General features: G+C 46.8%; 19 protein-coding genes. 17 read left to right on the forward strand and 2 right to left on the reverse strand.

Translation table 11 applies throughout. The features are described from left to right. Nucleotides 1-193: 193 nt before the first annotated feature. The 3 genes from FS628_RS26475 to FS628_RS26485 all read left to right on the forward strand — a co-directional run bounded on the left by FS628_RS26475 (nt 194) and on the right by FS628_RS26485 (nt 2,888). On the forward strand, nt 194-643 hold the full coding sequence (locus FS628_RS26475; protein WP_145325940.1) for a ribonuclease domain-containing protein: 450 nt from the start codon (nt 194-196) through the stop codon (nt 641-643). Nucleotide 644: 1 nt separating this feature from the next. Beyond that, a complete protein-coding gene (locus FS628_RS26480) occupies nt 645-920 on the forward strand; it encodes a barstar family protein (RefSeq protein ID WP_145325942.1) in 276 nt (91 codons plus the stop codon). Nucleotides 921-1,193: 273 nt separating this feature from the next. Then, nucleotides 1,194-2,888 (forward strand): ABC transporter substrate-binding protein, encoded by a 1,695-nt coding sequence (locus tag FS628_RS26485; protein WP_145325943.1) that lies wholly within the window; start codon nt 1,194-1,196, stop codon nt 2,886-2,888. Nucleotides 2,889-2,979: 91 nt separating this feature from the next. On the opposite strand, the gene FS628_RS26490 is transcribed toward FS628_RS26485, so the two are convergent. Further along, on the reverse strand, nt 2,980-3,846 hold the full coding sequence (locus FS628_RS26490) for an AraC family transcriptional regulator (protein ID WP_145325944.1): 867 nt from the start codon (nt 3,844-3,846) through the stop codon (nt 2,980-2,982). Between the two features lie 162 nt (nt 3,847-4,008). On the opposite strand from FS628_RS26490, the gene FS628_RS26495 reads away from it, so the two are divergent. The 5 genes from FS628_RS26495 (at nt 4,009) to FS628_RS26515 (ending at nt 12,334) form a co-directional block, all read left to right on the forward strand. Then, nucleotides 4,009-5,538 (forward strand): glycoside hydrolase family 43 protein, encoded by a 1,530-nt coding sequence (locus FS628_RS26495; RefSeq protein ID WP_145325945.1) that lies wholly within the window; start codon nt 4,009-4,011, stop codon nt 5,536-5,538. Between the two features lie 7 nt (nt 5,539-5,545). Beyond that, nucleotides 5,546-7,105 (forward strand): glycoside hydrolase family 43 protein, encoded by a 1,560-nt coding sequence (locus tag FS628_RS26500; protein ID WP_145325946.1) that lies wholly within the window; start codon nt 5,546-5,548, stop codon nt 7,103-7,105. A gap of 115 nt (nt 7,106-7,220) precedes the next feature. Next, a complete protein-coding gene (locus FS628_RS26505) occupies nt 7,221-8,900 on the forward strand; it encodes an extracellular solute-binding protein (RefSeq protein ID WP_145325947.1) in 1,680 nt (559 codons plus the stop codon). A 57-nt stretch (nt 8,901-8,957) separates the two neighbouring features. Then, nucleotides 8,958-10,724, forward strand: coding sequence for a sensor histidine kinase (locus FS628_RS26510; RefSeq protein ID WP_313958635.1), 1,767 nt, complete (start codon nt 8,958-8,960; stop codon nt 10,722-10,724). After that, complete coding sequence (locus FS628_RS26515) at nt 10,709-12,334, forward strand: response regulator (protein WP_145325949.1); 1,626 nt, start codon at nt 10,709-10,711, stop codon at nt 12,332-12,334. The genes FS628_RS26510 and FS628_RS26515 overlap by 16 nt, the downstream gene beginning before the upstream one ends. Nucleotides 12,335-12,458: 124 nt before the next feature. Here the strand turns inward: FS628_RS26515 and FS628_RS26520 are convergent, their stop codons facing one another. Further along, nucleotides 12,459-13,226, reverse strand: a complete 768-nt coding sequence (locus FS628_RS26520) for a helix-turn-helix domain-containing protein (protein WP_047842955.1) — start codon at nt 13,224-13,226, stop codon at nt 12,459-12,461. A gap of 274 nt (nt 13,227-13,500) precedes the next feature. Between FS628_RS26520 and FS628_RS26525 the strand changes: the two genes are divergently transcribed. The 9 genes from FS628_RS26525 (at nt 13,501) to FS628_RS26565 (ending at nt 26,269) form a co-directional block, all read left to right on the forward strand. After that, nucleotides 13,501-14,856, forward strand: coding sequence for an extracellular solute-binding protein (locus FS628_RS26525; RefSeq protein WP_036670945.1), 1,356 nt, complete (start codon nt 13,501-13,503; stop codon nt 14,854-14,856). A 105-nt stretch (nt 14,857-14,961) separates the two neighbouring features. Beyond that, the gene (locus FS628_RS26530) at nt 14,962-17,859 is read left to right on the forward strand and encodes an extracellular solute-binding protein (protein WP_145325950.1); all 2,898 of its coding nucleotides are present in this window, start codon (nt 14,962-14,964) and stop codon (nt 17,857-17,859) included. 19 nt (nt 17,860-17,878) lie between these two features. Next, entirely contained in the window at nt 17,879-18,835 is a 957-nt protein-coding gene (locus FS628_RS26535; protein ID WP_124114701.1) for a carbohydrate ABC transporter permease, read from the forward strand. Between the two features lie 2 nt (nt 18,836-18,837). Then, nucleotides 18,838-19,713, forward strand: a complete 876-nt coding sequence (locus FS628_RS26540; RefSeq protein ID WP_026081082.1) for a carbohydrate ABC transporter permease — start codon at nt 18,838-18,840, stop codon at nt 19,711-19,713. Between the two features lie 15 nt (nt 19,714-19,728). Further along, nucleotides 19,729-21,192, forward strand: a complete 1,464-nt coding sequence (locus FS628_RS26545) for a hypothetical protein (protein WP_145325952.1) — start codon at nt 19,729-19,731, stop codon at nt 21,190-21,192. Further along, the gene (locus tag FS628_RS26550) at nt 21,176-21,811 is read left to right on the forward strand and encodes a YIP1 family protein (protein WP_017688482.1); all 636 of its coding nucleotides are present in this window, start codon (nt 21,176-21,178) and stop codon (nt 21,809-21,811) included. Before FS628_RS26545 ends, FS628_RS26550 begins: the two co-directional genes overlap by 17 nt. A gap of 17 nt (nt 21,812-21,828) precedes the next feature. Then, nucleotides 21,829-24,405 (forward strand): DUF5696 domain-containing protein, encoded by a 2,577-nt coding sequence (locus FS628_RS26555; protein WP_145325953.1) that lies wholly within the window; start codon nt 21,829-21,831, stop codon nt 24,403-24,405. Between the two features lie 53 nt (nt 24,406-24,458). After that, nucleotides 24,459-25,304 carry a carbohydrate ABC transporter permease gene (locus FS628_RS26560; RefSeq protein ID WP_145325955.1) on the forward strand — a complete coding sequence of 282 codons (846 nt, stop codon included), beginning with the start codon at nt 24,459-24,461 and terminating at the stop codon, nt 25,302-25,304. A gap of 17 nt (nt 25,305-25,321) precedes the next feature. Beyond that, nucleotides 25,322-26,269: a carbohydrate ABC transporter permease gene (locus FS628_RS26565; protein ID WP_105598719.1), complete on the forward strand. Its 948-nt coding sequence runs from the start codon at nt 25,322-25,324 to the stop codon at nt 26,267-26,269. Nucleotides 26,270-26,352 lie beyond the last annotated feature (83 nt).

Below are 26,352 nucleotides of genomic sequence, written 5' to 3' on the forward strand. Positions count from 1 at the left end.
GGGAAACGGCCGCAGCTTAAATTTTGTCTTTTTTGTACTGTCTACTTGACAGGGTTATGACCAAAATAGCGGCTTTTTTTGTCTCAACAGAATTGATTTAATGACCACAAGTCGTTAACATTAGAGTCATTGTTCATGGTTAGAGGTGTCGACAATACGAATAGCAGCAAGAACATCAAAAGGAGAAAAGATTATGTTTTTCAGAAAAATGGCTTACACTTTATTTATCATCATTGCCGCATTAATGTTCACAGGTTGTACTTCACAGTCTTTATTTGATACCGGCTCTCCTCAAGTAGTATTGGAGGATATGGGATTTCATGAGGTTGCCAATTATATCTCGGAGCACAATGAACTGCCGCCAAATTACATTACCAAGAAAGAGGCCAGAGAATTGGGCTGGGAACCGAGTGAAGGGAATCTGCATGAAGTAGCTCCTGGCAAAAGCATCGGCGGCGATGTATTCAGAAACCGGGAAGGGTTATTACCTAACAAAAAAGGTCGGATATGGTACGAAGCCGATATACATTATTCAGGAGGACGACGCGGTAGCGATCGAATTCTATACTCGAATGATGGCCTAATCTACCAGACGACAGATCATTACAAGTCATTTGAACAGATCACACAAACGGAGGAATAATATGAGCATCATTCAGATTGACGGAAACCACACTCACACCAAGGAAGAGTTGCATCAAGTGCTTCAGAAACAGCTTGAGTTAGACGAGAGCTATGGAGCCAATTTGGACGCATTATGGGATGTCTTGACCGGGGCTGTAAGCATGCCGCTTACTGTTCAATGGCTTGGATTCGAGAAAAGCAAAGAAATTCTTGGAGATTACGCTGACCAAGTCATCGAATTGATGCGGGATGTGGAAGGCGAGATCCAAGGATTTACGTTGGAATTATATTATTGAAATGTAATATTGACGGTATGAGGCGATGGGCAACCATCGCTTTTTTGGTCTCCACAGTTGACTGAGGATCATGTCTAGATCATGCTATTTTCATGGCTTAATAATCAAGGTTCGGGTTAATGAACTTCCCTATAATTTAAGCATGGAATAGGATAGGCAGGATTTTAATAGTTTATTAACACTGAATTATGTAAGCGTATACTATTCCGAAACGAGTTATCGTAATGTCTGGATTGTTATCACGACTAACACCATCTAGGGGGCAGAGAAATAATGAGAGCCGTTTCAAAATTGCTAGGAGCATGCCTGGTAACAAGTGTTGTGATGGTTTCCGCCGGTTGCGGAAATGCTGCAGAGAATGCCGAGTCGAATAGCAGTGATCCGAACAGCCCGATCACGTTTACTTTCTTTGGAGCAGACGCAAGTCCCAATTGGAACAAAATGCAGGATGCCGTAGGGAAAAAAATTACGGAAGAAACCGGTGTAAGCATTGATGCAGATTTTGATATTTCGAGCGGAGGAGGTAATGACCGTATTTCCCTGATGGCTGCCAGTGGCGATTATCCGGATCTGATCTTCCCCAAAGGCAATTTGACCCGACTCGTAGATGCCGGTGCGATGGTAGATTTAACGGATCTGATCGAAGAACACGCGCCCAATTTAAAAAAGATTTACGGAGAGCATTTTAATCGGTTGAAATACAGCAATGATGATCCTTCAATATATTGGATTCCGACGAACGGTGCGATCGATCAGGTCAGCTTTGATGCTACGAATGGTGCAGCCATTCAACATCGTGTAGTCAAGGAACTCGGGTATCCTGAGATCAAAACCTTAAACGATTTCGAAAACGTACTACGTGACTTTTACGAGAAGCATCCGACAACAGACGATGGGCAGCCAACGATTCCACTAACGCTTAGTGCGGATGGCTGGAGACGCATGATTACGGTGACTGACCCCGCTGCCATGTCAACGGGTGGCCCGGGAGATGGCGAGTATTTCATCGATCCAGACACATATGAAGCCGTGCTGCATTACAAACGCCCAGAGGAAAAGGAATATTTCCGCTGGTTGAACAAGATGTACAATGAGGGCTTACTGGACAAAGACAGTTTTGTTCAAAAAGATGATCAGTATAAGTCCAAAATCGCCAGCGGACGCGTGCTTTCGTTACTTGATCCGAACTGGGGATTCAGTGATGCGGAAAATGCTCTGAAAAGTGCGGGGAAAGATGACATGACCTACGGATTCTATCCGGTAACACTAGACGATAGTTTCCAGCGCAAAGACTTTCAGAATATCGGCTTTGACGGTTATGGCATTGGGATAACGGTCGATTGTGAAGATCCTGTTCGAGCCATCAAATTTTTGGACTGGATGTCTTCTGAAGAAGGACAAGTATTGAGAAACTGGGGGGTTGAAGGGGAACACTACAACGTGGAAGACGGTGTTCGCACCATTCCGGCAGATGTGCAGGAACGTAAAAACAAAGACAATAACACGTTTACCAAAGAAACCGGTGTAGGCTTGTACTACATTTTTGGTGCCCACTACGGGGATGGTGTTAAAGATTCAACGGACAACTATTACACGACGAATTATCCTGAACAGATTCAGCAAAGTTATTCCGATGAGGAAAAAGAAGCGCTAAAAGGGTATGGCATCACAACCTGGAAGGATTTGTTCCCTTCTGAAGAAGAGTTCCCGGTGAAAGAGTGGGGCGCGGCTTACAACATGCCGATTCCATCCGATAGTGGGGATTATAATGTGGTGTATCAGAAAACGCAGGATATTATTCAGAAACGGATCGCCGAGGCGATCACATCCTCTCCAAGTGCGTTTGAAGGCATATATGACAATATGATTGCTGAATTGGACGCTGCCGGTGCGGTAGCCATGGAACAACAGTATACGGAATGGATTAAGGATCGCGTTCGATTGTGGACGGGAAAAGAGATCAATTAACGAGCGGTTATGATCGCAATAAAAAAAACATCGAGCCATCCAGCATGGCTTGATGTTTTTTTTGCTTTTTCAATACATTAGCTTGTTATTATCATGGTAACGGTTCAATGGCGTCACGTCGTTGTTTGCTATATTTGCCTGGAGAGATACCGACCATTTTGGTAAAACTCCGAATAAAGTTAGCATAGTCACTAAAGCCCGATTGAAAGCAAGCATCCGTAATACTCATTCCTTCAGACAGGTGGAATTTGGCCCGTTCAATCCGACGACCCAATATGTAGGACCTGATCGTCAATCCGGTATGCTTTTTAAACTGGCGGCTGATATAAGTACTGTTCATATAGAAGGCTTCCGCAAGTTTGCGAAGCGTAATATCTTCATTCAGATGTGTCTCAATATAATCCATAGTCTCACGTACCAGATCAGGCATAATGTCATGTGGAACAAAGGAATTGTTGTGAAAACAGACGTTAATCATGACCAGCAATTGGGCTATCACTGCATTCATTTTGATATCCGCGCCATAAGCATCGGAAGCAAGTAATTCTTCCAGCTCGCTCGTCCATTGCAATATCTGCTTTAGACTACGATCGTCGAGGTGAACGATGTTGCCTGTTCCTTTTGAACGATGATCAAAACAAGACGACAGGTTGGTTGATGTTGTAGACAGCTGATGGAGGTACGTTTTTTTAAGATTAATTGTAATTCGCTCATATTCAGATTCATCCAAAATAAAGGCTCGATGCATCTCTGAAGGTGACATCACAAGTAGATCTCCCGGCTGCACATGGTAACATCGATTTTCTACATAAAAGTGAACATTGCCACGAAGAAAAAGGTAGATCTCGTATGCATTATGGCGATGATAGATCGTTTCCAGCTTATACGTCGTTACTCGATGCAGGTACAAAAGTTCTGGCTGGATGGGATCATAAAAATACTCAGAGGACCCGCTCATGAAGCACCTCCCGTCATTTCACGCAATAAATAGAGCGGATAACGCAATGAAATTGTACTCAGCTTACCTTAAAATGTAATCATCCTATCATGGTATCCTTAGTATTGCAAACGCTTTCGTGTAAAAAGATAACTAATAACGATTATAGGGGGAATTCTTTCGATGAATCATCATTCTACATCACATGCTGGTGAGCAAAACCCGGTCCAGTCTGCCAAACTGGAGAATTTTACAGAGGAGATTGGGAAGCTTCGTCCCAACGGAAATCCTCTGATAGCCCACAAATTTGGAGCCGATCCCTATGCTTTGGTATTTAACAATCGAGTCTACTTATATATGACTAGTGATAAGCTCGAATATGATATGGACGGTACTCCTCAGAAAAACAGCTATAGTTCAATCAACCGGATCACAGTGATCTCTTCAGATGACTTGATTAACTGGACCGATCATGGTGAGATCAGAGTTGCTGGACCTCAGGGGGCAGCTAAATGGGCTTCGCAATCATGGGCTCCGGCAGCTGCTCATCGAATAATAGAAGGCGAAGACTGCTTCTTTCTATATTTTGCAAACAATGCCAGTGGAATCGGTGTATTATCGGCACCAACGCCTGTAGGTCCATGGGTAGATCCAATAGGAAAAGCACTTGTTACAAGAGAGACTCCAGGTGTAGAAGAAGTAACTTGGCTATTCGATCCTGCTGTGTTCGTAGATGACGATCATCAAGCCTATCTCTATTTTGGAGGAGGTATACCCGAAGGTAAAGCCGAGAGACCGGATACGGCAAGGGTTATGCGATTGGGAGACGATATGATCAGCGTCGTTGGCAAAGCGAAGGTCATCCCGGCACCATATATGTTTGAGGATTCAGGAATACATAAATATAATCATATTTACTACTATACGTATTGCTCCAATTTTGACAAGGGTGATCGGCCAGAAGGCAGTCCACCGGCTGGAGAAATTGCTTATATGACCAGCATTCAACCAATGGGTCCATGGACATATCAAGGAACGATTCTTCAGAATCCCGGACACTTTTTTGGTATTGGCGGCAACAACCATCATGCTATATTCCAACTTGCGGATCAGTGGTACATTGCTTATCACGCCCAGACGTTATGCCAAGCCATGAATATTCCGGAAGGATACCGTTCCACGCATCTGAATCGAATCGAACATGATGAGGCCTCTGGTCGGATCAAGAAGGTACATGCAGATTATCAGGGCGTAGATCAGATCAAGTGCTTTGATCCCTATCAACGGGTAACTGGTTCAACGATTGGATGGAGTAGTGGCGTATCAACAGAACAATATCACGACGCTGTTGAGATATCTGCTGAGGTGTCAGCAGCAGATTCGAATGTGATTTCAGCCAAGCTGAAGAGCGACAGCTGGATTGCAATATCGAACGTCGATTTTGATCGTGAAGGACCTGCAATCTTCACAGCAATCCTTGCGAATCAAGGTACAGAAGGTACGTTGGAACTTCGGCTTGATCGTACAGACGGACCGTTAATTGGAGAAATGATTGTTTCGTCCACGACTGGATCACTTCACTGGATGGAACGAACAACCGAAATTACGGGTGCGCAAGGTGTTCATAACTTGTATATTATGCTTAAAGGCTCAACAGACAGCTCAACCATCCTTTTAAGAGAATGGAAGTTTAACAGAAAAGATGAGGTGTAAATGAAGCATGTATCCAAATCCAATTATTTGGGCCGACTACCCGGATCTTGACGTTATTCGTGTAGAGGACACGTATTATATGGTCAGCACAACCATGCACATGATGCCAGGATGTGTCATCCTGCGTTCATATGACCTGATTCAGTGGGAAGTAGCTACCTATGTGTACGACACATTGGACGATACTCCAGCCCAACGGCTAGTGGATGGTCAGCATATTTATAGCAAAGGCATGTGGGCCGCCTCTCTTCGTTATCATCAAGGGGTGTTCTATGTAATCTTTGTCGCGAATGATACCCGTAAAACATACTTGTACACGTCCACATCCATCTCAGGAGTGTGGAAGAAGCAGCTAGTGGAAGGGTTCTACCATGATTGCTCCTTATTTTTCGACGATGATGAACGGGTATATCTCGTGCACGGTAATGCCGAGATCTATCTGACCGAATTAAGCTCTGACCTGTCCGGGCCCAAACCTGGTGGAGTACATCGCTTGATTGTAAAAGAACAGCAGCCTTATCACCTTGGTTATGAAGGAGCACATTTCTACAAGATCAACGGGAAATATATCGTTTTCCTGATTCACATCACGAAAGCTTCCGGACGTAGAACACAGGCGTATTATATGGCTGACTCTCTGGAGGGTGTTTTCGCTGGCGGAGAAGTATTCAATGACGACATGGGTTATTTCAATTCAGGCGTTGCTCAGGGCGGCATTGTGGATACACCGGATGGTGACTGGTACGCGATGCTGTTTCAGGATCATGGGGCCGTTGGCCGTATCCCTGTACTGGTTCCGCTGCATTTTGATCAAGATATCCCGGTGTTTGCAAGCAAAGCTCCGAAACAGATTAACATCCCGAGTACCAGACCAGAGTACCGTTATAATCCATTGGTAGGGAGCGACCGTTTCGATTATGAAGTCGAAGAAGATGGACGAATACGGCTCCGTGATTTCTGGCAATGGAATCATACACCTCATCATGAACTCTGGTCCGTTACAGAAAAACCGGGGGCTTATCGTGTTCGAACTGGACAGATCAGTCCAAATCTGACGTTTGCCGTGAACACACTAACCCAGCGTTCAATGGGGCCTGCTTGTGAAGCGACGGTCACACTTGATGGCAGTTCCCTAAATGATGGAGATTATGCAGGGTTGTGCTTTCTAATCGGTTCGTATGGCATGATCGCTCTTACGAGAGAGCAAGGCTCGTTTTTCCTGGTCATGCATGCCAGAGATAGTGAGGATCCAACGATATTTGGCAATCTGATCGATCAGCTGCCAGCGACTGAACATGCACGTATTCCAGTCTCCGATCCCGTCGTTAAGTTGAAAGCATTCGGAAATTTTGAAAACAATCTGGATGAGTGCTCTTTTGCCTATTTTGATGGGATGAAGTGGAGAGATCTAGGGATTCACCATAAAATGATATACAAACTGGATCATTTTATGGGATGCCGGGTTGGTTTATTTGTATATTCGACCCAAATGGTTGGAGGAACAGCTGACTTTTCCAGTTTTGACTATCACGTAATCAACCCTGTTGAGATCAAGGAAAATCCATAAAGGCCGCCCAACGGCGGCTTTTCGTATTCAATGGGTACAAGTTGTTGTACAATGATATGGATTCAAGCTGACAGAGAGAAGAGAGTTGTTCACACCGAATTGGGGGCATGTCGTCATGTATAAGAGATGGTTGGACATATCAAGATGGACGTTCATTCTGTTCCTTGCCGTGTGCATACCAGCAGGCCACACCGAAGGGAATTCTGAACAACATCATTCGCAACTGGATGGCGAGCAGATGCAACCTCCCTCTACGTTTGGGAGATACTCTCCGCCCATAGAGGTCTCTTTTGTCAGGGAAACCGGAGATGACCTTGAGCGAATGATTGGTCAGTTGCCAGGCGAGACAATACTGGATAATCGCTGGACACGTTTGTACGAGACCGAGCTGGGTATTCATATTCACTATGATTGGATTGCAAACGGAGATGTGTACAGTCAGAAGCTGGGCGTATCTCTTGCTGCAGGACGTTTCCCGGACGTGGTCAAAGTGAATCCATACCAACTTAGACAACTGAGCAATGCTGGAATGATTGAAGATTTAACGCATGTATACCAAGAGCATGCTTCTCCACTTACGAAGAGAATACTGGAGGCGGAGGGAAGAGGAGCCTTCGACGCAGCAACCATTGACGGCAAACTTATGGCGATTCCCGAATCATCTTCCTCCATTGAGACAGCACAGTACTTATGGATTAGAACCGATTGGTTGGAGCATCTGGGGCTGCAATCACCCCAAACGCTGGAAGACGTTCTGCAAATATCGAAAGCGTTTACAGAAAGAGATCCTGACGGGAACGGAGAACAGGATACATACGGACTGGCGCTTACGAACCATCTATGGGATCCCGTCATGGGAGCTGCAGGCTTGATGTCCGGATACGGTGCATTCCCCAATATATGGGTCAAAGATGCAGAAGGCAATCTTACTTATGGAGGGATACAACCTGAAGTTCGTGAGGCTCTGCAAGTACTGCAAACCATGTACCTTGACGGGCAATTGGATCCGGATTTTGGTTACAAAAGTGGGAGTAAGGCGTTTCGTCTGGTTCAAGATGGAAAAATAGGAATGCTCTACGGCGAGCAGTGGACATCCTTTATGCTGCAGACCACCCGGGATACAGATACAGATATTGAATGGCAGGCTTATCCTATTGTTGCGAAGTCAGGCAGGGATCTATTTGTACCTCTCCGTTCGAACACAGGCCAATACTTTGCTGTGAAAAAAGGGTTTTCTAATCCGGAGGTTGTCGTGAAGCTCATGAATCTGCATCTTGAAACCAATTGGGGGGATCAGGCACAGTACGAAACATATTACAATGACGATTCCCGAGCGGTGTGGATGCTCTCACCCGTTACTCCTTTTCCCGGTAACAAAAATATAGATGCCTACAAGGAAATTCGTGATGCCAGGAGTTCAGGAGATTACTCGGCTCTGCAGAATGAAGCCCTTGCGATTCACAAACGAATTGTTGCCTACGATAGGGATGGTGTAAAGAGTGGCTGGGGTTGGAAGCAAACCTACGGACCTTCGGGTGCTTTTAGCATTGCCGATTCATACGAGAAGAACGGTCAACTTCTCTATGACCAGTTTACGGGCGGAATTACGGACACCATGGTGGACCGGCAGATTATTCTGCGGGATCTCCAGCTTGAAGCCTACATGAACATTATTCTGGGTAGGCCAATAGATGAATTTGATCGATTTGTAGAGAACTGGCGCAAGCTGGGCGGAAATCAGATCACATCGGAAGTTAACGCGTGGTTCCGAACCAACAAGCCAAAGGAGCAATAATGTTCACACTTACTACTGTACGCATACAAGGAACTAATCCAGCCTTTGGCATTGGAGGTGGAAGCATTGATCAAGATTCCCGCTAAATCATGGTTTAACAGTATTTTTGTGCGATTGATATTCACCTATCTGGTCTTCGTGCTTCCCCTTATTCTTCTTGGCGTGTATCTGTATCATTGGAGTTATGACAATGCAAGCCAGGAAATATCCTTGTCAACGGAGAGACGTTTGAACCAATATGTAGTGGAATTGAATAGGGAAATGGAATGGATGGAGCTACAGCAGTTTGATATCGTCGAGGATCGTAAACTGAATCGTTTGGCGATTCTATGGAACATGATGGATCAGGTTGAGCGACGGGATACGTTGAATTATCTGACTGAACGGCTCGCGTCATTTAAGAACAGCACGGCTTACATCAAAAACGTTCATGTACATATTCCTACCGTCGGCAAAAGTATTTCCGCGACCCAAGGCATCGATGATTTCGATGAGAGTTCATATGTATACTTTAGTTCAGGCATACAAGGAAAAGGTACACATTTTACTGTGCAAGAGAACACCATGAACATGAGTGCCGTCCGGCTGACCGGTACGAGAGGGGAAGCGCCGCTATTTGTCATTCAAGTGGAGCTGGATTCAGAGCACTTTCAGAATGAACTCACTCGGCTTAATCTGTACCCGGAGAGTTCCACTTTTCTGATTGAGGACCGAACAGGGTATGCCATCACAGATAAACAACAAAGTAGTATTATTCTCGCGAATTACCGTGAGCATAGTGCACAAGGTACACTTGATGGTTTTCGGATGAAGGTGGGGGGCACGTTGTATCACGTTAGTCAGTTACATATGGACTCGCTGGGATTGACCGTAGCTACATATTTGCCCGAGGAAATAGTAACCAGGCCACTTAGCAAGTTTTATCACTGGGCTTGGCTTTTTGCAATTACTTCATTTGTCGCCATCACGGCTTATCTCTATTCAAGCTACAAGCTGATTCACATTCCATTACTATTGTTAGTGAAAAGATTCAAAAAAATGGAGGGCGGCGTGCTTGATGTCCCCATCGCGCACAATCGAAAGGATGAGTTTGGCTTCCTATACACCCGTTTCAATCAAATGATTGAAAATCTTCAATCCCTGATCGACCGAGATTTCAAAAAGACAATGATGATGCAGCGAGCCGAATTGAAACAGCTCCAATCTCAAATCAACCCTCATTTTCTGTACAATAGCTTCTTTATTTTGAATTCGCTCGCAAGAACAGGGGAGACAGAACGTATTGAACAGTTCACTAATATGCTTGGTGAATATTTCAGGTTCATTACCCGAAATGAAACAGATCACGTCAAGTTAAAAGAGGAAGTTGAGCATTCACGAATCTATACGGAGATCCAGCAGTTGCGATTCTCCAGACGAATCAAAGTCGATTTCGGGCCACTTCCAGTTCAAATGGAACATATTGAGGTGCCCAGACTCATCATTCAACCCATTATTGAGAATGCCTACGAACACAGCCTTGAAAAGAATACGGACTCCGGTCTTCTAATTATTGGGTTTAATATGGAAGGTTCATATGCCGAGATCACCGTAGAGGATAATGGAAATGAGTTGGACGAGCAACACATTCAAACTCTTCAACAACGCTTGCATAAGGACGGAGGTACAGACGAAATGACCGCGTTAATAAATATTCATCGACGTTTGGTCCTGACGTATGGAGAAGGAAGTGGCCTTTACCTATCCAGAAGTGAGTTGCAAGGGTTAAAAGTCACAATTCGAATCCAGTGGAAAGAGGGAGAAAACGAATGTATCGACTTTTGATTGTAGATGACGAGGAGATTATTACGGATAGTCTCTATGAAACGTTCGCCAGACATATACCCGAACAGCTTGATGTATGTAAGGCCTACTCTGCAACAGAAGCATTGTCCTGGATGCAACGTTCGAGAATTGACATTGTTCTAACGGACATCCGCATGCCGGGCATGAGTGGCTTGGAACTGACAGAGCGGATTCAAGCCAGTTGGCCGAATTGTCGCGTCATTTTTCTGACAGGACATAGCGATTTTGATTATGCATATCAAGCTTTTCAGATGGCTAATGTGCGTTACTTGCTCAAGACGGAAGGCTATGACAAGGTGATGTCGGTTGTAGAAGATGTGATGGAAGAGATCCGGCGAAGTCACAGCATGGTTGAGTTGTTGGAACATTCTCATAAAGTTAATTCGCAGCTTGCACTGATTCAGCAAAAAGAGTATTTGCGGAAGTTACTTCAAGATTGTACAGCGGTTATAGATTCTACTATGGATATGCAGGACGAATTATCCAAACGAGATATAAGATTACAGATCAACTCGCCTGTTTATCTCATACTGGGTCGGTTCAATAATCTTCCAGAAAAAGGTTCGGACCTCACACAAGTTCAAGAATCTGTTCGCATTATCGGCTCTTCTCTGATGAATGAACGTACAGTGTGCGCAAGTGTAACGGACCATTATGGGGATACGATCTGGCTGCTTCAGCCGAAGCAGGAGGAAGAGATGACTAATGATAAACTTGTGCGATTTCTAGAAGGTACACTAGAATTGGTACAGGAAGCGTGCATGGTATCACTCGGTGTATCCATTGCTTTTTCATTAAGTAGTCGCAGCTGCAATTGGTCCGAGTTAACCAAACAATATGAACGTCTGAGATTACTCCAGTGGATGAAAATTGGGGATGGTGTATCCTTGGTACTCACGGATCATCGCAATGATCTCTCATCTGATGTACCCAAAGAATCCATGCGGATCTCAAACCGGATCGAGATTATGTCAGGTTATTTGGAATCAGGAAGAATTCAGCCATTTTACGATATATTTGAGGAGCTTGCAGGAGAACTGCTGCAACAGGATATTACGATGGAACGTGCCATGGAGACATACTACAATCTGGCCTTATTATTGCATTCAACGATCAATCGCTGGGGTCTTCAACAGAAGATCCCGGATCAACGAAGCTTGCTGCACTTAGGGGAGTATACATGCATGAAGGATGCAGTACAATTTCTATATCGTGCTGCCGATGAATTAGTCCGCTACAAAAGATCAAATGAACAGGAACGCGCTAACGTTGTAATTCATTCCTTATGCAGTTACGTCAAGGAGAACCTGGAGAAAGATCTCTCTCTGGTAAGACTGGCAGAACTTCATCATTTTAATCCATCCTATCTGTCGCGATTCTTTAAGCAGGAAATGGGAATAAACGTGTCAGAGTTTATTGACGACTGCCGAATACGGAAAGCCAAAGAATTGCTTCAGAACACAAATCTTATGGTACGTGAGGTCGCACTTCAAGTGGGGTATGAGGCTGCACATTCGTTTACCCGACTTTTTAAGAAAATAACGGGAATGACTCCCCAAGAATACCGGGAATCCCTTTTGGTACGTTAACGGTGAATACTCTGGAATTGACCAAACCCAAACAACCACAAAAAAACGCAGGAAGAAGAATACATCCTGCGTTTTTTTGTGGTTATTATCTAATTGATAAACAAACCGATTGGGCAATCCACCTTTAGGCCGTGTGGATTTTTTGTCTTCTATAAGCATTGGGACTCGATCCGGCATACGCTTTGAACTTTTTATAGAACCAATCAATATCCTTATAACCTACCTCAATAGCAATCTCATATATTCGCAAATTCGTGGAAGACAACAACTGCTGTGCCTTTTCCATACGTTGCTGGAGCATATAATCATTGAAAGACATCTTCTCTTCCAACTTGAACTTCTGTCCAAGGTACGCACAGTTAAAATGAAGCATGTCAGAGATCTTCTTCAGCGTGATTTCATCACTCAGATGATCCCGTACATAGGCCTTGACGATACGAATAACATGACTGGAGTGCATGGGTTTACCATTCATTTGAACGGGTGTTTTGAAGAACGACGACGTTTTGTGTGCCGGGTCGGTTTCAAGGTGAGATCTAAGTCCATGCAGACTGTTAAGTAAAGAAGAGGGACTAACAGGATACGGGAGATAATCATTTACCTGATACGTCAGGGCTTTGCGTACGAACCTGAAGTGATCTCTTCCACCCATAAGGAGGATAGGTATCTGACTTTTTTTTCGAATGTCGTTGCATAACCAGAGCCCCGCGGTATCAAACCTCTCTGTATGTACCATAACAAGGGAAAAGTCTCGTTCTGACAATGCGGTCAAAGCCTCGGCCGATGAGAACACACAATTTGCGATAGTATATTGAGCTTTGCTCCGTAGCAACATCTGTTGCAACTCCCCGCACAAACGACGGCTGAAATCCACAAGTAAAATATCATACATGAAGCAATACCTCACCTTCTGCTGAATTGTAATGCACTAGATTAACTGAAATTTGACTTAATTTCATTATGGTAATAAAAGAAAGCGCATACAATGTGCATATTTTTGTAGACAGTGCATTTCTTTACCAATTAAAACCTATAATGCAATTTGCTTGAGCAAAATTACGCAAATCTATATTCAGCCCGGGTAAACATCTGTATTCTGGCAGGTTGTTTGCGCTTTCATTTGGACGATACACTGTGATAGCAAACGACAATCAGGGGGGAAGACGATGAGAAAAAACAAGTTCATGCTACTGAGCCTGGTATTTGCGGTCTTGTTGGTGATTGCTGCATGCAGTTCTGCACCTACCGCTCAACCCGAGCCGGAAAAGACAACACCACAGGAGGAACAAAAACCCGCGGAAACCGAGCCAAAGAATGAAAACTCCACGCCAGAAATGGACTTTGACATGGGCGGCAGAACCATCAAGGTTGTTGCTTGGTGGGACATGGAAATACAGGGGAACAACCCGGACAACATTCAACGCCTTGAGAATCTCGAAGCGCTGAAGAAAAAACACAACTTTAATATTGAATACGTTTCCATCGATTTCGGTGAATATCAGGAAAAAGTAGTTGCTTCCCTGATGGCCGGTGAACCGCTTGGCGATCTGGTGAGACTGGGCAAAAACTATGCCATTCCGGCATTGACCAAACAGGATCTGTTATGGCCGGTGGATGATTATATTAAAAACGATAAGGTATTCAACCAGAAAACAACCAAGGAATACATGCAATATGAAGGTAAAGGTTACGGCTTTACCGAGGACCAGTCCTCGTTTATCAACGGAATTTTCTATAATCGCACACTCATGCAAGAGCTCGGCTTGAAGCCACTTCAGGAGTATGTGGATGCCGATGAATGGAACTGGGATACATTCATCAGCGTTGCAAAGCAAGCGAACAAGGATCGAAACAATGATGGCAAGCTGGATACTTGGGGACTCGCTCAAACGGGCTTGCTGGAACCGATTCTGTATTCCAACGAGGCTTCTCTGACCAAAGAGGATAAGCAGAACCTGGAAGATCCAAAAACGAAAGAAGCGTTGAACTTCCTGTCCAAACTGGCTACCGAGAAGGTCGGCAGAGCTTCTGAGGGCGGCGATTGGACAGAGCCATCCACGTTCTTCCGTCAAGGCAACACCTTGATGTATTCAGGTGCTATGTACGAAGTCGAAGGTATTATGACGGATATGCAGGACTACGATATTGGTTTTGTACCGTTTCCAAAAGGTCCAAGTGCAACAGCGTATCACTCCGGTGAGTCACGTTACCAAGCTATAACAATTCCAAAAGCGGTAGAGAATCCGGAACAACTGATGTACATCTGGGAGAAAATTAACGAGATCGATTCGATCTATGAGTATCCGGGACAATCCACACTGGAGACACATCTGACCGATGAAGCAGATATCAACAACGCCAGAGAGGTCGCGGAAGGTATGTTAGTTCTCGACCATAACACATTCCCGTCCTTGCCGTTCTGGGACTTTGATGGGGAGCTCAAAGAAGGGGTATCCGTATCCACGCTGATCGAGAAATACAAGGCTCCTTTCCAGGCTGCGATTGATGAGGTATACAAATAAGTATCACGTTACACGGGCAGAACGCACCAGTGAAGGTGCGGTCTGTCCGGGTTAGTCAATCGTTCAGTTCTCTCAAAGCTTACAGGAAAGGGGATACATTCAAACATGCGGTCACGTAAGAAAAAGGGACTAATCCTGGTGCTTGTCCTGGCCTTGGTGCTCTCCATATGGACACTATATCCATCGCGGGATCGTAATCCGGGAACGGTACATGCGCTTGAGGACTTTGAGGCGGTATCGGGAACCGAGGATTCATTCAGTTATGAGCATTATCTGACTGCTCATGACAATACGGCCAAACCGGATGATATTGTACGCATCGAAGGCGAATCTTATGTTCAGGCAGAGGATGGGGAATTTGAGGTTGTGCAAGGCTACGCCGGATTAGACGGAAGTGCCGTAATTACGCCGGAAACTGGAACCATTCGCTGGGATGTTCCCGTTCAAGTGAGCGGTTTGTACAACATTCGCATTCACTATTATCCCGTAGAAGGCAAAAGCTCCGGGATCGAACGCAGGCTTGAGCTTAACGGTAAGGTCCCGTTCAGAGGGGCCGATATTCTTCTGTTTGATAGGGTATGGGGGAATCGCGAGGATAACGTCCGGCAGGACGATCGTGGCAACGAGCTTAGACCAAGACAAGTAGAACAGCCCGAATGGCAACTGACTTCCTTCAAGGACAGTGCAGGGTACTTCGAGGAACCGTTTCAGTTTTATTTTGAAAAAGGCAGTCAGAAGTTATCGGTCACTTCATTAAGAGAAAGCATGGCGATCGATTATATCGAGCTATATCAAGAAAGCGAAGTTCCTTCCTATGCAGAGCTGGAGCAGACCTATGCCTCACTCGGCTTGAAACAAGCCGCTCCTGTCATGTTGAAAGTACAAGGGGAGGAAGCTGTCAGCAAATCATCCCCTACACTGGCACCAATCTCGGACCGATCAAGCCCTTCACTCGAGCCTTATAATGTATCGAAAATTCGGATGAACGCCATCGGGGGCATTAACTGGAAACTGCCGGGCGAATGGATTGAGTGGGAAATTGACGTGCCTGAAGACGGACTGTACCAACTGGCGCTTAAGGTAAAGCAGGATCAATTGCGTGGCATCTATGCCACCCGCAGTCTGACGATTAACGGCGAAGTTCCGTTTAAGGAAATGAAACGCATTCGATTTAACTACAGCCCGGCTTGGCAAACTCAGGTGTTGGGTTCGGGAGAAGATCAGCCATATCAGTTTCATCTTGAAAAAGGGAAACACCGAATCCGAATGACGGTTACACTTGGCGACATCGCTCCGCTGCTGCGGACCGTGGAATCCAGCGTGCTGGAACTGAATGAGATGTATCGCAAAATATTAATGATCACCTCCAACAGTCCGGACCCACTGCGGGATTACCAGCTGGAACGGCGTATTCCGGAGATGACGGAGGTGTTTGAACGACAAGCTGATACCTTGCGCTCCGTTGCAGATTACCTGGAGAAGGCCACAGGTGAGCAAAGTGACAAAGTGGCTGTACTGCACGCCATGGTATTACAGCTTGAAGATATGGCGGCCAGACCAGAGACGGTTCCCAAACGGCTGGATACGTTCAAAATTAACGTAGGCGGTCTCGGCACATGGATTCTATCGGTACGTGAACAGCCGATTACGTTGGATTACCTTGTCGTATCTCCGCCGGGTGAATCACTGCCAAAAGCGGAAGCGAGCACCGTCCAGCAGGTGAAGCACGAACTGGGCGCATATGTTGCCTCGTATACCGAAGATTACGACAGCATTGGTAACGTGGAACAAAAGAAGGATGCCATCACCGTATGGATCACGACCGGACGAGATCAGGCCCAAGTACTGAAAGGCATGATCGACGATTCGTTTACCCCGGATACGGATGTGTCCGTGCAGTTACGTCTCGTTCCGCCTAATATTTTGCTGCCCGCAACACTCTCGGGGGAAGGACCGGATGTTGCCATGCAGATGGGCGAAGACATTCCGGTGAACTATGCGATGAGGAATGCAACGGCGGATCTGAGCCAGTTCCCCGATTTCAAGGAAATTTCGGGCAGGTTCCGTGAAAGCGGATTGACGCCTTACCGCTACAACGACGGGGTATATGCCCTTCCGGAGCAGCAGCATTTTCCAATGCTCTTTTACCGCAAAGATATTCTGAATGAACTGGGCCTCGAACCGCCGAAAACGTGGCAAGACGTATACAACGCCATCGCTGTGCTGCAGAAGCATAACATGGAGTTTTATCTGCCGATTGAGGATACGCTGAACAATGCCAACCTGGTTCCGAATTCAACCTTTGCGATGTTGTTATATCAGAATGACGGAACGTTCTACACCGAAGACCAGAAGAAAAGTGCGCTGGATTCGGAGATTTCAATGGACGCGTTCAAACGCTGGACGCAATTTTATACCAATTACAAGTTTCCGCTCAAAGCCGACTTTCCGAACCGCTTCCGTACCGGGGAAATGCCGATCGGGATTGCTGATTACACCACGTATAACATGCTGACGGTTATGGCTCCGGAAATCCGCAATCTCTGGGACTTTACGATTGTTCCGGGTACACAGCTTCCGGATGGGTCCATACGGCATGAAGTGGCCAGCGCTACGAGCGCGGTGATGATGCTCGAAAATGCCGACAACAAGGAAGCGGCGTGGAAGTTCATGAAGTGGTGGACTGATGAGCAGACCCAGATTGAATACGGGAGAGAAATGGAAGGTCTTATGGGAGCGGCAGCCCGTTACCCAACGGCCAATATCGAAGCCTTGAAGCAATTGCCTTGGCCTGTGAAGGATTATCAAAATCTCGAGAAACAATGGGAATGGGTACAGGGAATCCCGCAGCTTCCTGGAGGTTACTTCACGGGACGACATCTGGACAACGCCTTCCGCAAGGTGGTCAATGCAAATGAAAATCCGCGTGAAGCCTTATCGGACTATGTGTTGTACATTGATGATGAAATTGAGTTGAAACGCAAGGAATTTAATCTGAAATAGAGGAAAGGGAGGGTAACGGTTGCAAGCTAAAACTACCAAGACAGCCGCCGCTCCTGCCGTCCATACCCGCCAGGTCGGCTGGTGGTCCCTATTGAAGCGGGATCTGTATCTCAGCAGGCATTATTATGTATTGATGGCACCGTTTATGCTGATTTTTTTCATGTTTACTGTCATTCCGGTCGGCATTTCACTCGGGCTCAGCTTTTTTCACTTCAATATGCTGGAGCTGCCGCGATTTGTCGGCTGGCAGAACTATTCCCGGCTTTTCCTGAACGATGACGTATTTCTGATCGCGCTCAAAAACACGCTGCTTTTTGCCGTAATTACAGGTCCTATCAGTTATATTGCCTGCTTTTTGTTTGCGTGGATCATCAATGAGCTGTCTCCTAAAATTCGGGCGGTCATGACGCTAGTTTTCTATGCCCCATCCATATCGGGCAACGTCTTTTTCATCTGGCTGATCATCTTCTCGGGTGACAGCTATGGGTATATGAACGGCTTCCTGATGCGCCTTGGCGTCGTACTGGAACCGATCCAATGGCTCGCAGACGAGAAGTATGTACTGGCAATCGTCATTATTGTACAGCTGTGGTTGAGCCTGGGAACCAGCTTCCTGGCCTTTATTGCAGGACTGCAAACCATTGATCGTTCTCTGGTTGAAGCAGGAACCGTAGACGGGATTAAAAACCGCTGGCAGGAGCTCTGGTACATCACCTTGCCTTCGATGAGACCGCAGCTGATGTTTGGTGCGGTAATGCAGATTACCGCTTCCTTCGCCGTAGCTGAGATATCCATCGCATTGGCAGGTTTCCCGAGCGTAAACTATGCGGCACACACAGTTGTCACGCATCTGATGGACTTCGGAACCATTCGTTTCGAGATGGGCTATGCCTCGGCCATCGCAACGGTCCTGTTTGCCCTGATGCTGGGTACAAACGTTTTCACGCAAAAAATGCTTAGAAAGATAGGTGAATGACGATGACCAGCAAAGTACGTGCCGTGTTTGGCATGCCAAAAAGGCTTAATCGGTCATTTACCGTCAGCCTGATGTTATTTGCATTGCTGGGCGTGTTCGGCTCCTTTATGGTGCTTCCGCTCATCTATGCTGTCAACAATGCATTCAAGCCGCTGGATGAGCTGTTTATTTTCCCGCCGCGCTTCTGGGTGAACAATCCGACAACGGAGAATTTTGCCGATCTGATCAACCTCATGGGCAATTCGTGGGTGCCGTTATCCCGCTATATTGCCAACACTTTGCTCATTACGATACTTGGCACAGCGGGGCATATCCTTCTTGCATCTGCAGCGGCTTATCCGCTGGCGAAATATCGTTTTCCGGGTTCGAAAGTGTTGTTCACCATTGTCATTCTGTCCCTGATGTTCTCGCCGCATGTTACGGCGATTCCGAACTACATGGTCATGTCCTGGCTTGGCTGGATTAACACTCATGCATCGATTATTGTGCCATCACTTGCGTTCTCGCTGGGACTTTTCCTGATGAAACAATTCATGGAGCAGATTCCCGATGCTTTGCTGGAGGCAGCCAAAATCGACGGAGCCAATGAATACCGGATATTTTGGAGCATCGTGATGCCCAATGTGAAGCCGGCATGGCTCACGCTCATGATCCTGCAGTTTCCAGCTCTATGGGGAACGGATGGCGGGAGTTTCATTTACAGTGAAAATCTCAAAACGCTGCATTATGCGCTCAGTCAGATTGTGCAGGGAGGGATTGCGAGAGCGGGTGTAGGTGCGGCTGTTGCCTTGCTGCTGATGATCGTACCGATCACCCTGTTTATCATCTCTCAGAGCAGTGTTATGCAGACGATGGCCACTTCGGGCATGAAAGAGTAGAAAGGAGGCAGCGAGGTGCGGAGAAGCACATGGAAAAAACGTAAATCGATCATCATGGGCATGATCTGCCTCCTGTTGTTCGTTCAAGAGGCGCCCTACGTGAGTGCAGACGGTAAAACGGATGCGTATCTTTATTCCTTCTGGGGTGACGCAGTTCCGGCACCGGCGGCATATGAGGCAACAACCATTATCACCGGCAAGAAGCTGAACACAACTCCTATGAAAGAGCCTAGCGACATGCATGTTACCGCCAATCAGCACGTCTTTGTGCTCGATTCGGGCAATGGTCGCATCATTGAGATGGATCGCAATTTCAAGCTGGTACGGACGATTGATTCATTTGAGCAGGAAGGCAAGGAAGATCATTTTAAGAATCCACAGGGATTGTACGTCACGGAAAAAGGCCATCTGCTGGTGGCAGATTCGGATAATCATCGGGTGGTGCATCTGGATGAACAGGGGAAGCTGGTCAAGATTGTGTCTGAACCGAAATCGGATCTGCTAAAAGCAGACTTCCAGTTTAAACCGATACGGATTGTTATGGACAAAGGGGAACGCATCTACGTCATGGCCGAAGGCGTATTTGATGGATTCATGGAGTTCAGCGCCGACGGTACGTTCTCTTCCTTCATTGGAGCGAACAGAGTCCAGGTGGACCCGGTGGAATATCTGTGGAAAAGGTTTGCAACACGGGAGCAGCGCAGCCAGATGGTGATGTTCACTCCAACGGAATTTACCAATCTGGATATGGATGAAGAGGGCTTTATTTACGCCACTAGCGGGGATCGCGGCAAAGATCCGGTCAAGAAGCTGAATGCCCAGGGGACAGACATTTTGCGCAGAGAAGGCTATCAGACTCCGCAGGGTGATATGGTATATACCCAGGAAGCCGGGCCATCTCGCCTGATTGATGTGGATGTGGGGGACAGTGACATGTATTCCGTACTGGATTCCAGCAAGGGCCGAATCTTCACCTACAATGGAGACGGATATCTGCTCCATATTTTTGGCGGCATCGGGAACCGCCTGGGCCAATTTAAAACACCTGTTGCCCTGGAACGTGCGGGAGACCGGATGTTAGTTCTGGATAAAGCGCTGGGCGAAATCACCGTCTTTCAAACAACTGAATACGGACGTACGCTCCACGAAGCGGTGCGCAGCTACTATAACGGTGATGAAGATCAATCTTCAGTGCTGTTTGCGCAAGCTGCCGAGATGAACGCTAATCTGGAATATGCGTATGCGGGAATTGGCAAAGCACTGCTTCGTCAGAAGGAATACGCCGAATCTGCGAAATATTTCAAACGCAGCATGGAGCCCAAAGGGTACTCCAAAGCTTTTCTTTTGTACCGCAAAGAGCTGATGCGTGAGCATTTTTCATGGATGATGTCCGGTATATTCCTGGCTGTCGCTGCGTTTGTCACCGTCATCATCGTTCGCAGGCAGAAAAGGAGGACTACGAATGCAGGCATCAAGTAAGCAATTATACCAGTACCCGCTGCATCTGATTTTTCATCCGTTTGACGGATACTGGGAATTGAAATATGAACGGAACCAGAGAAACTCACTGCTGATTGCTTTCATGATCCTGGTGCTTCTGGTCATCACCAAAATTTTGCATGCCCAGTACAGCGGTTTTCTCATTAACCTCAGTAATCCAAAGTACCTGAACAGTCTGCTTGAAATGGTGTATGTCATTATTCCGGTGCTGTTTTGGTGTGTGGCCAACTGGTCGTTAACCACATTGATGGACGGGGAAGGCAAGTTCTCCGAAATTTTCATGTCAACGTGTTTTGCACTGGTACCGTTGTTCCTCATTCATTTCCCATGGATCTGGCTGAGTCTTGTGATCTCTGCGCAGGAAACTGCCTTTTATTATTTCTCCAATGCACTCGCCGTTGCGTGGACGGTATATCTGTTATTTGTGGGGAATATGACGGTTCATCAGTACACACCAGCCAAAACGGTGCTCACGATGCTGCTGACACTTGTAGCGATGGCATTTATGGCATTTCTGTGCCTGTTATTCTTTAGTCTTGTACAGCAGATTGTATCGTTTGTCGTAACCATCTATCAGGAATTAGTGCTTCGGGGCTAAGGGAGGAGGAATTTGTTATGAATTATACCGTAGCCAAAAAAATAACAGGAATGCTGCTCGCGGGCAGTCTGCTTCTTGGCGGTTGTCAATTCTCGCCAACACCGCTCGCTCATGAGACAGTGACTGCCGCAGATCCGACGGACTTTCCCTCCCTGCCTCCCGGAGAGAAACTGAAATCATCTTTCAGCGATGTCCGCCTTCCCGGCATGGTAGGCATTGCGCAGAATGCTGCGCTGCAATTGTTCATTAAAGAAGAGACTGCCGAAATTGCAGTGATTCACACGCAGAGCGGCCAGATCTGGCGCAGCAATCCTGCAGATCGTGAGCAGGATGGGGTTGCAGCCGGGATAAACAAAGACCTTTTGTCATCACAAACAAAGCTCAGCTTCTTCAACAGCCTTGGACAGAGCAGCACCGTGAATTCCTTCACGGATAGTGTTGCACACAAGCAGATAAGCTACGAGGTGCTGCCAGGCGGCGTGCGGGTTCACTACCAGTTTGGAAGCACTGAGCGATCCATAGAAGACTTGCCGATGAAGATCAGCAAGGAGCGATTCGAACAAAAGCTGCTTGCACAGCTAGATAAGGCCGGGCAGCGGGCCTTGAAGGTCGGCTATGCGGAAGATAAGGATGAAGGCGCTTACGTCCGGATTGATAAGGCGATGCAAGGATTGCAATTGTCCCGGGCCTTGAAGGCTTTTGACACAGCCGGTTACACATCGGAGGATCTGGCTCAGGATCATGCCGAGTTTGGCATTGAAGAGGAACGAAGTGGACCACGTCTGTTTATGCTTACGATGGAATATGAGCTTGATGGAGAGGATCTGCTCGTGCGTGTTCCGTCCTCAGGCATACATTTTCCAGAGGAATATCCGATCAACAGCATATCTGTAATGGATTACTTCGGGGCCGGGGGTTCAGAAGAAGAGGGCTCCATACTGGTGCCGGACGGTTCGGGAGCGCTGATCCATTTTAACAATGGCAAGCTGCAGTATCCTGCCTATCAACAAGATATATACGGACCGGATATGACCATGAAACTGCGGGAAGCAAGTTCGAATGAAGCCAGAGCCAGGTTGCCGGTATTTGGACTGATTCGGAAAGAGGGAGCTTTCCTGGGCATTATTGAAGAAGGGGATGCCGTTGCAGTTGTGAATGCCGATATCAGCGGCAAGCTGAACAGCTACAACAACGTATATCCCAGCTTCTATGTGGTGAACAAGAGCGATGTGACGCTTCAGGCAAGTGATATGGTTCGTACACTTCCGAAATTCCAGAAAAAACCGACCGCGTCTGATTTCGTCGTTCGATATGCTTTTGTCGGGGCGGATAAGGCCTCGTACTCGGGGCTTGCATCTCTCTATCGGGATTATCTGATGCAAAACGGCGGACTTCCCGAGTTGAACGCCAGCAAGGAGCAGAGTAACGTTCCCTTTTATCTGCAACTGTTCGGTGGCATGACAACAAGACAGCATATGTTGGGCATACCGTATGATTCAACGGAGGCTTTGACCACATTTAATGAAGCCAAAAACATTCTCTCTGCCTTGACGGAGAAGAAGGTATCCAATATTCAGGTGCGCTATGCAGGATGGCTTAACGGCGGGCTTCATCATCGACTGCCGGATTCCATCCAAGTAGACGGCGCGGTAGGCGGGAAAAAGGGATTGCGGGAATTCAGCGCATACACACAAGAAGCGGGCATCGGTTTCTATCCCGATATCGCTCTGCTGAATGTGCAATCCAAAAAAGGGTTTAAACCGTCCAAAGAAGCTTCACGCACATTAACTCAGGAACCGGCGGTCTTGTATCCGATGAACCAGGCCATCCAGCGGCGGGACCGGGATCGTTCACCATCCTATGTGCTTTCGCCCAACATGCTGGAGGACGTGACGGCAGACATGTTAGATGAGCTCAGGTCCCTTCAAAAGGATGGACTGTCGCTGAGCCTGAATGATCTGGCAGCTCAGTTAAACAGCGATATGAATCCGAAAAAGCTGGTGGACCGAACACAAGCGCTTGGCTCCGTAAAGAAGGCACTTGAACAGATCGGGCAGCAGTCTGGCTCGCTTGTTGCTGAAGGCGGGAACGCTTATGCCCTGCCGTATGTAACTGGTCTGACAGATGCGCCAATGACCAGCAGTCGTTTCAAGCTAGAGGATGAAGAGATTCCGTTCTATCAGCTCGTTGTACACGGCAGCATCGGTTATACGGGGACGCCATACAATCTCTCCACATATACCAATGCAAGGCAATATGTGCTGAAGCTGATTGAATATGGAGCCAGTCCTTACTTTGCATGGTTCAATGCGCCAAACCATGTTGTGAAAGAAACGGATTATGATGATCTCTACGCGGCGAATTATGAACAATGGATCGATCTGGCCGCCGAGATCTACAACGAGGTGAACCAGGTGAACCAGCCGTTTGCCGGACGTTCCATGATATCTCATGAATCCCTGGAGGAGGGCGTCTTCCGGACAACATATGAAGGTGGCGGGTTCGTAATCGTCAATTATAACGACTTCCCTGTAGAAGTTAACAACGATACAGTGGAAGCCCAAAGCTATGTGACTGGTGGTGAGCAGCTCTGAAGACGCTCCTGAAATGGAAATGGGGAAGTCGTACGTATGCTCAGCAGAAAGCCATGTGGGGCGTAATCTACGTGCTTCCCTGGCTCATTGGTTTTGTGTTGTTTTTCTTCATTCCGCTGTTAGCCTCTCTGCGATACAGCATGAGTACAATTCAAGCCAGCGCGGAAGGCATAGCGATTCAGTTCACCGGTGTCGCCAATTACATTCAGGCGCTCACCGTCAATACAAGCTTTAACCGTGCGTTAATTGAGGCGATCACAGACGTACTTATCAACGTACCGCTTATCGTTATATTCAGTCTGTTCCTTGCCGTCATCCTGAATCAGAAGTTCAGGGGCCGGGCTGTAGCGCGGTCGATCTTTTTCCTGCCCGTTATTCTGGCATCGGGAGTGATTATGACACTGGAGAGCACCAGCCTGATTGAAGCGGTTAATCAGAGCAGCACAGGTGGAAGCTCACTCGGGACATTTGAACTCGAAAATCTGATGGTTAACGCCGGAGTGAGCGATTGGATCGTCACGTATCTGAGCAGCGCCGTAGATCGGATCTATCAGATCGTCAGTCAATCCGGTGTACAGATTTTGATCTTTTTGGCAGGGATCCAGACGATTTCCCCTCAACTGTATGAGGCTTCGAAGATGGAAGGGGCGACGGGTTATGAAGCCTTCTGGAAAATTACGTTCCCGATGGTCAGCCCGCTTATTTTTGTCAATGCGATCTATACAATCATTGATTCGTTTGCCAATAACGCCATGACGGAACTGATCCGGGATACCGGCTTCGTCAAATTTGACTTTGGATTAAGTTCTGCCATGGCATGGGTCTACTTTCTGGCCATTGCCATCATTCTGGTTATCGTATCCATCATTTTCTCGAAGCGAGTCTTCTATCAAGATTAGAAAGGAGGGTGTCCCACTTGACAACATCACGATTATTATCGCTGGAGCATTGGAAAGGCTGGCTGTGGGCCATGATCCGATTCGTTCTGATTACCGGGCTTTCCTTCGTTATCCTGTTTCCCATATTTCAGAAGGTTTCCACATCCATCAAAGCTAAAGGTGATCTGTATTCGGCAGTGGTGGTGTGGATTCCACAGAACTTCTCCATCGACAATTTCAAAGAGGCGATACGCGTAATGGATTACTGGGCAACGCTGTTTAATACGTTTGCCCTGTCTGCAACGACTACACTGCTGACTACAGCATCCTGTGCACTTGCAGGATACGGATTCGCCAGACTGAAATTCAGGGGAAGCAACTGGCTGTTTGCCGGTGTAATTCTGACGATTCTTGTACCGCCAACGACCATTCTCATTCCGGTATACCTGAATCTGAAAAGCTTTGACCTGATGGGGCTTATGACGCTTATAGCCGGCAAACCTGTTAATTTGCTTAACACCTATTGGCCGTTTATTCTGACGGCGATTACGGCCAATTCACTTAAGGCCGGCTTGTACATCTTTATCTTCCGGCAATTCTTCAGAGGTATTCCGAAGGAAGTGGAGGAGGCGGCCTATGTGGACGGCGCGGGCATCGGACGAACATTTTCAAGAATCATGCTGCCCAATGCCATTCCGTCCATGGTAACAGTCATGCTGTTTTCCTTCGTATGGCAGTGGAACGACAGCTTCTATACGACGACTTATCTGACTTCAAGTAAAGTCATGTCGACTCAGTTATCGTCCCTTCCGTATAATCTGGCCCAGCAGGTTACTGACGGTGCAGCTTCCCAGGCCGATCCGTTCTATCTGAGTATGATCCAGGATACAGGAATTCTTCTTGCCATTCTGCCTTTGATCGTCATCTATTTATTCGTGCAACGATATTTCGTAGAGAGTGTAGAGCGTACGGGAATCGTCGGTTAAGTTAAGTTTTCCTGTACGTTTGGAGTGGGATCAGACTGGAAGAGGGAGGAGGAACTTCATGCAACATTCCATCTGTGAAAAGG

Origin of the sequence: Paenibacillus xylanexedens, assembly GCF_007676705.1 — a bacterium.
Classification (GTDB): Bacteria; Bacillota; Bacilli; order Paenibacillales; family Paenibacillaceae; genus Paenibacillus; species Paenibacillus xylanexedens_C.

Bases quoted from the DNA above. Each gene is read 5' to 3' on its own strand.
- FS628_RS26475 (WP_145325940.1), top strand. From the start codon at position 194: ATGTTTTTCAGAAAAATGGCTTACACTTTATTTATCATCATTGCCGCA.
- FS628_RS26480 (WP_145325942.1), top strand. From the start codon at position 645: ATGAGCATCATTCAGATTGACGGAAACCACACTCACACCAAGGAAGAG.
- FS628_RS26485 (WP_145325943.1), top strand. From the start codon at position 1,194: ATGAGAGCCGTTTCAAAATTGCTAGGAGCATGCCTGGTAACAAGTGTT.
- FS628_RS26490 (WP_145325944.1), bottom strand. From the start codon at position 3,846: ATGAGCGGGTCCTCTGAGTATTTTTATGATCCCATCCAGCCAGAACTT.
- FS628_RS26495 (WP_145325945.1), top strand. From the start codon at position 4,009: ATGAATCATCATTCTACATCACATGCTGGTGAGCAAAACCCGGTCCAG.
- FS628_RS26500 (WP_145325946.1), top strand. From the start codon at position 5,546: ATGTATCCAAATCCAATTATTTGGGCCGACTACCCGGATCTTGACGTT.
- FS628_RS26505 (WP_145325947.1), top strand. From the start codon at position 7,221: ATGTATAAGAGATGGTTGGACATATCAAGATGGACGTTCATTCTGTTC.
- FS628_RS26515 (WP_145325949.1), top strand. From the start codon at position 10,709: ATGTATCGACTTTTGATTGTAGATGACGAGGAGATTATTACGGATAGT.
- FS628_RS26520 (WP_047842955.1), bottom strand. From the start codon at position 13,226: ATGTATGATATTTTACTTGTGGATTTCAGCCGTCGTTTGTGCGGGGAG.
- FS628_RS26525 (WP_036670945.1), top strand. From the start codon at position 13,501: ATGAGAAAAAACAAGTTCATGCTACTGAGCCTGGTATTTGCGGTCTTG.
- FS628_RS26530 (WP_145325950.1), top strand. From the start codon at position 14,962: ATGCGGTCACGTAAGAAAAAGGGACTAATCCTGGTGCTTGTCCTGGCC.
- FS628_RS26540 (WP_026081082.1), top strand. From the start codon at position 18,838: ATGACCAGCAAAGTACGTGCCGTGTTTGGCATGCCAAAAAGGCTTAAT.
- FS628_RS26550 (WP_017688482.1), top strand. From the start codon at position 21,176: ATGCAGGCATCAAGTAAGCAATTATACCAGTACCCGCTGCATCTGATT.
- FS628_RS26555 (WP_145325953.1), top strand. From the start codon at position 21,829: ATGAATTATACCGTAGCCAAAAAAATAACAGGAATGCTGCTCGCGGGC.
- FS628_RS26560 (WP_145325955.1), top strand. From the start codon at position 24,459: ATGTGGGGCGTAATCTACGTGCTTCCCTGGCTCATTGGTTTTGTGTTG.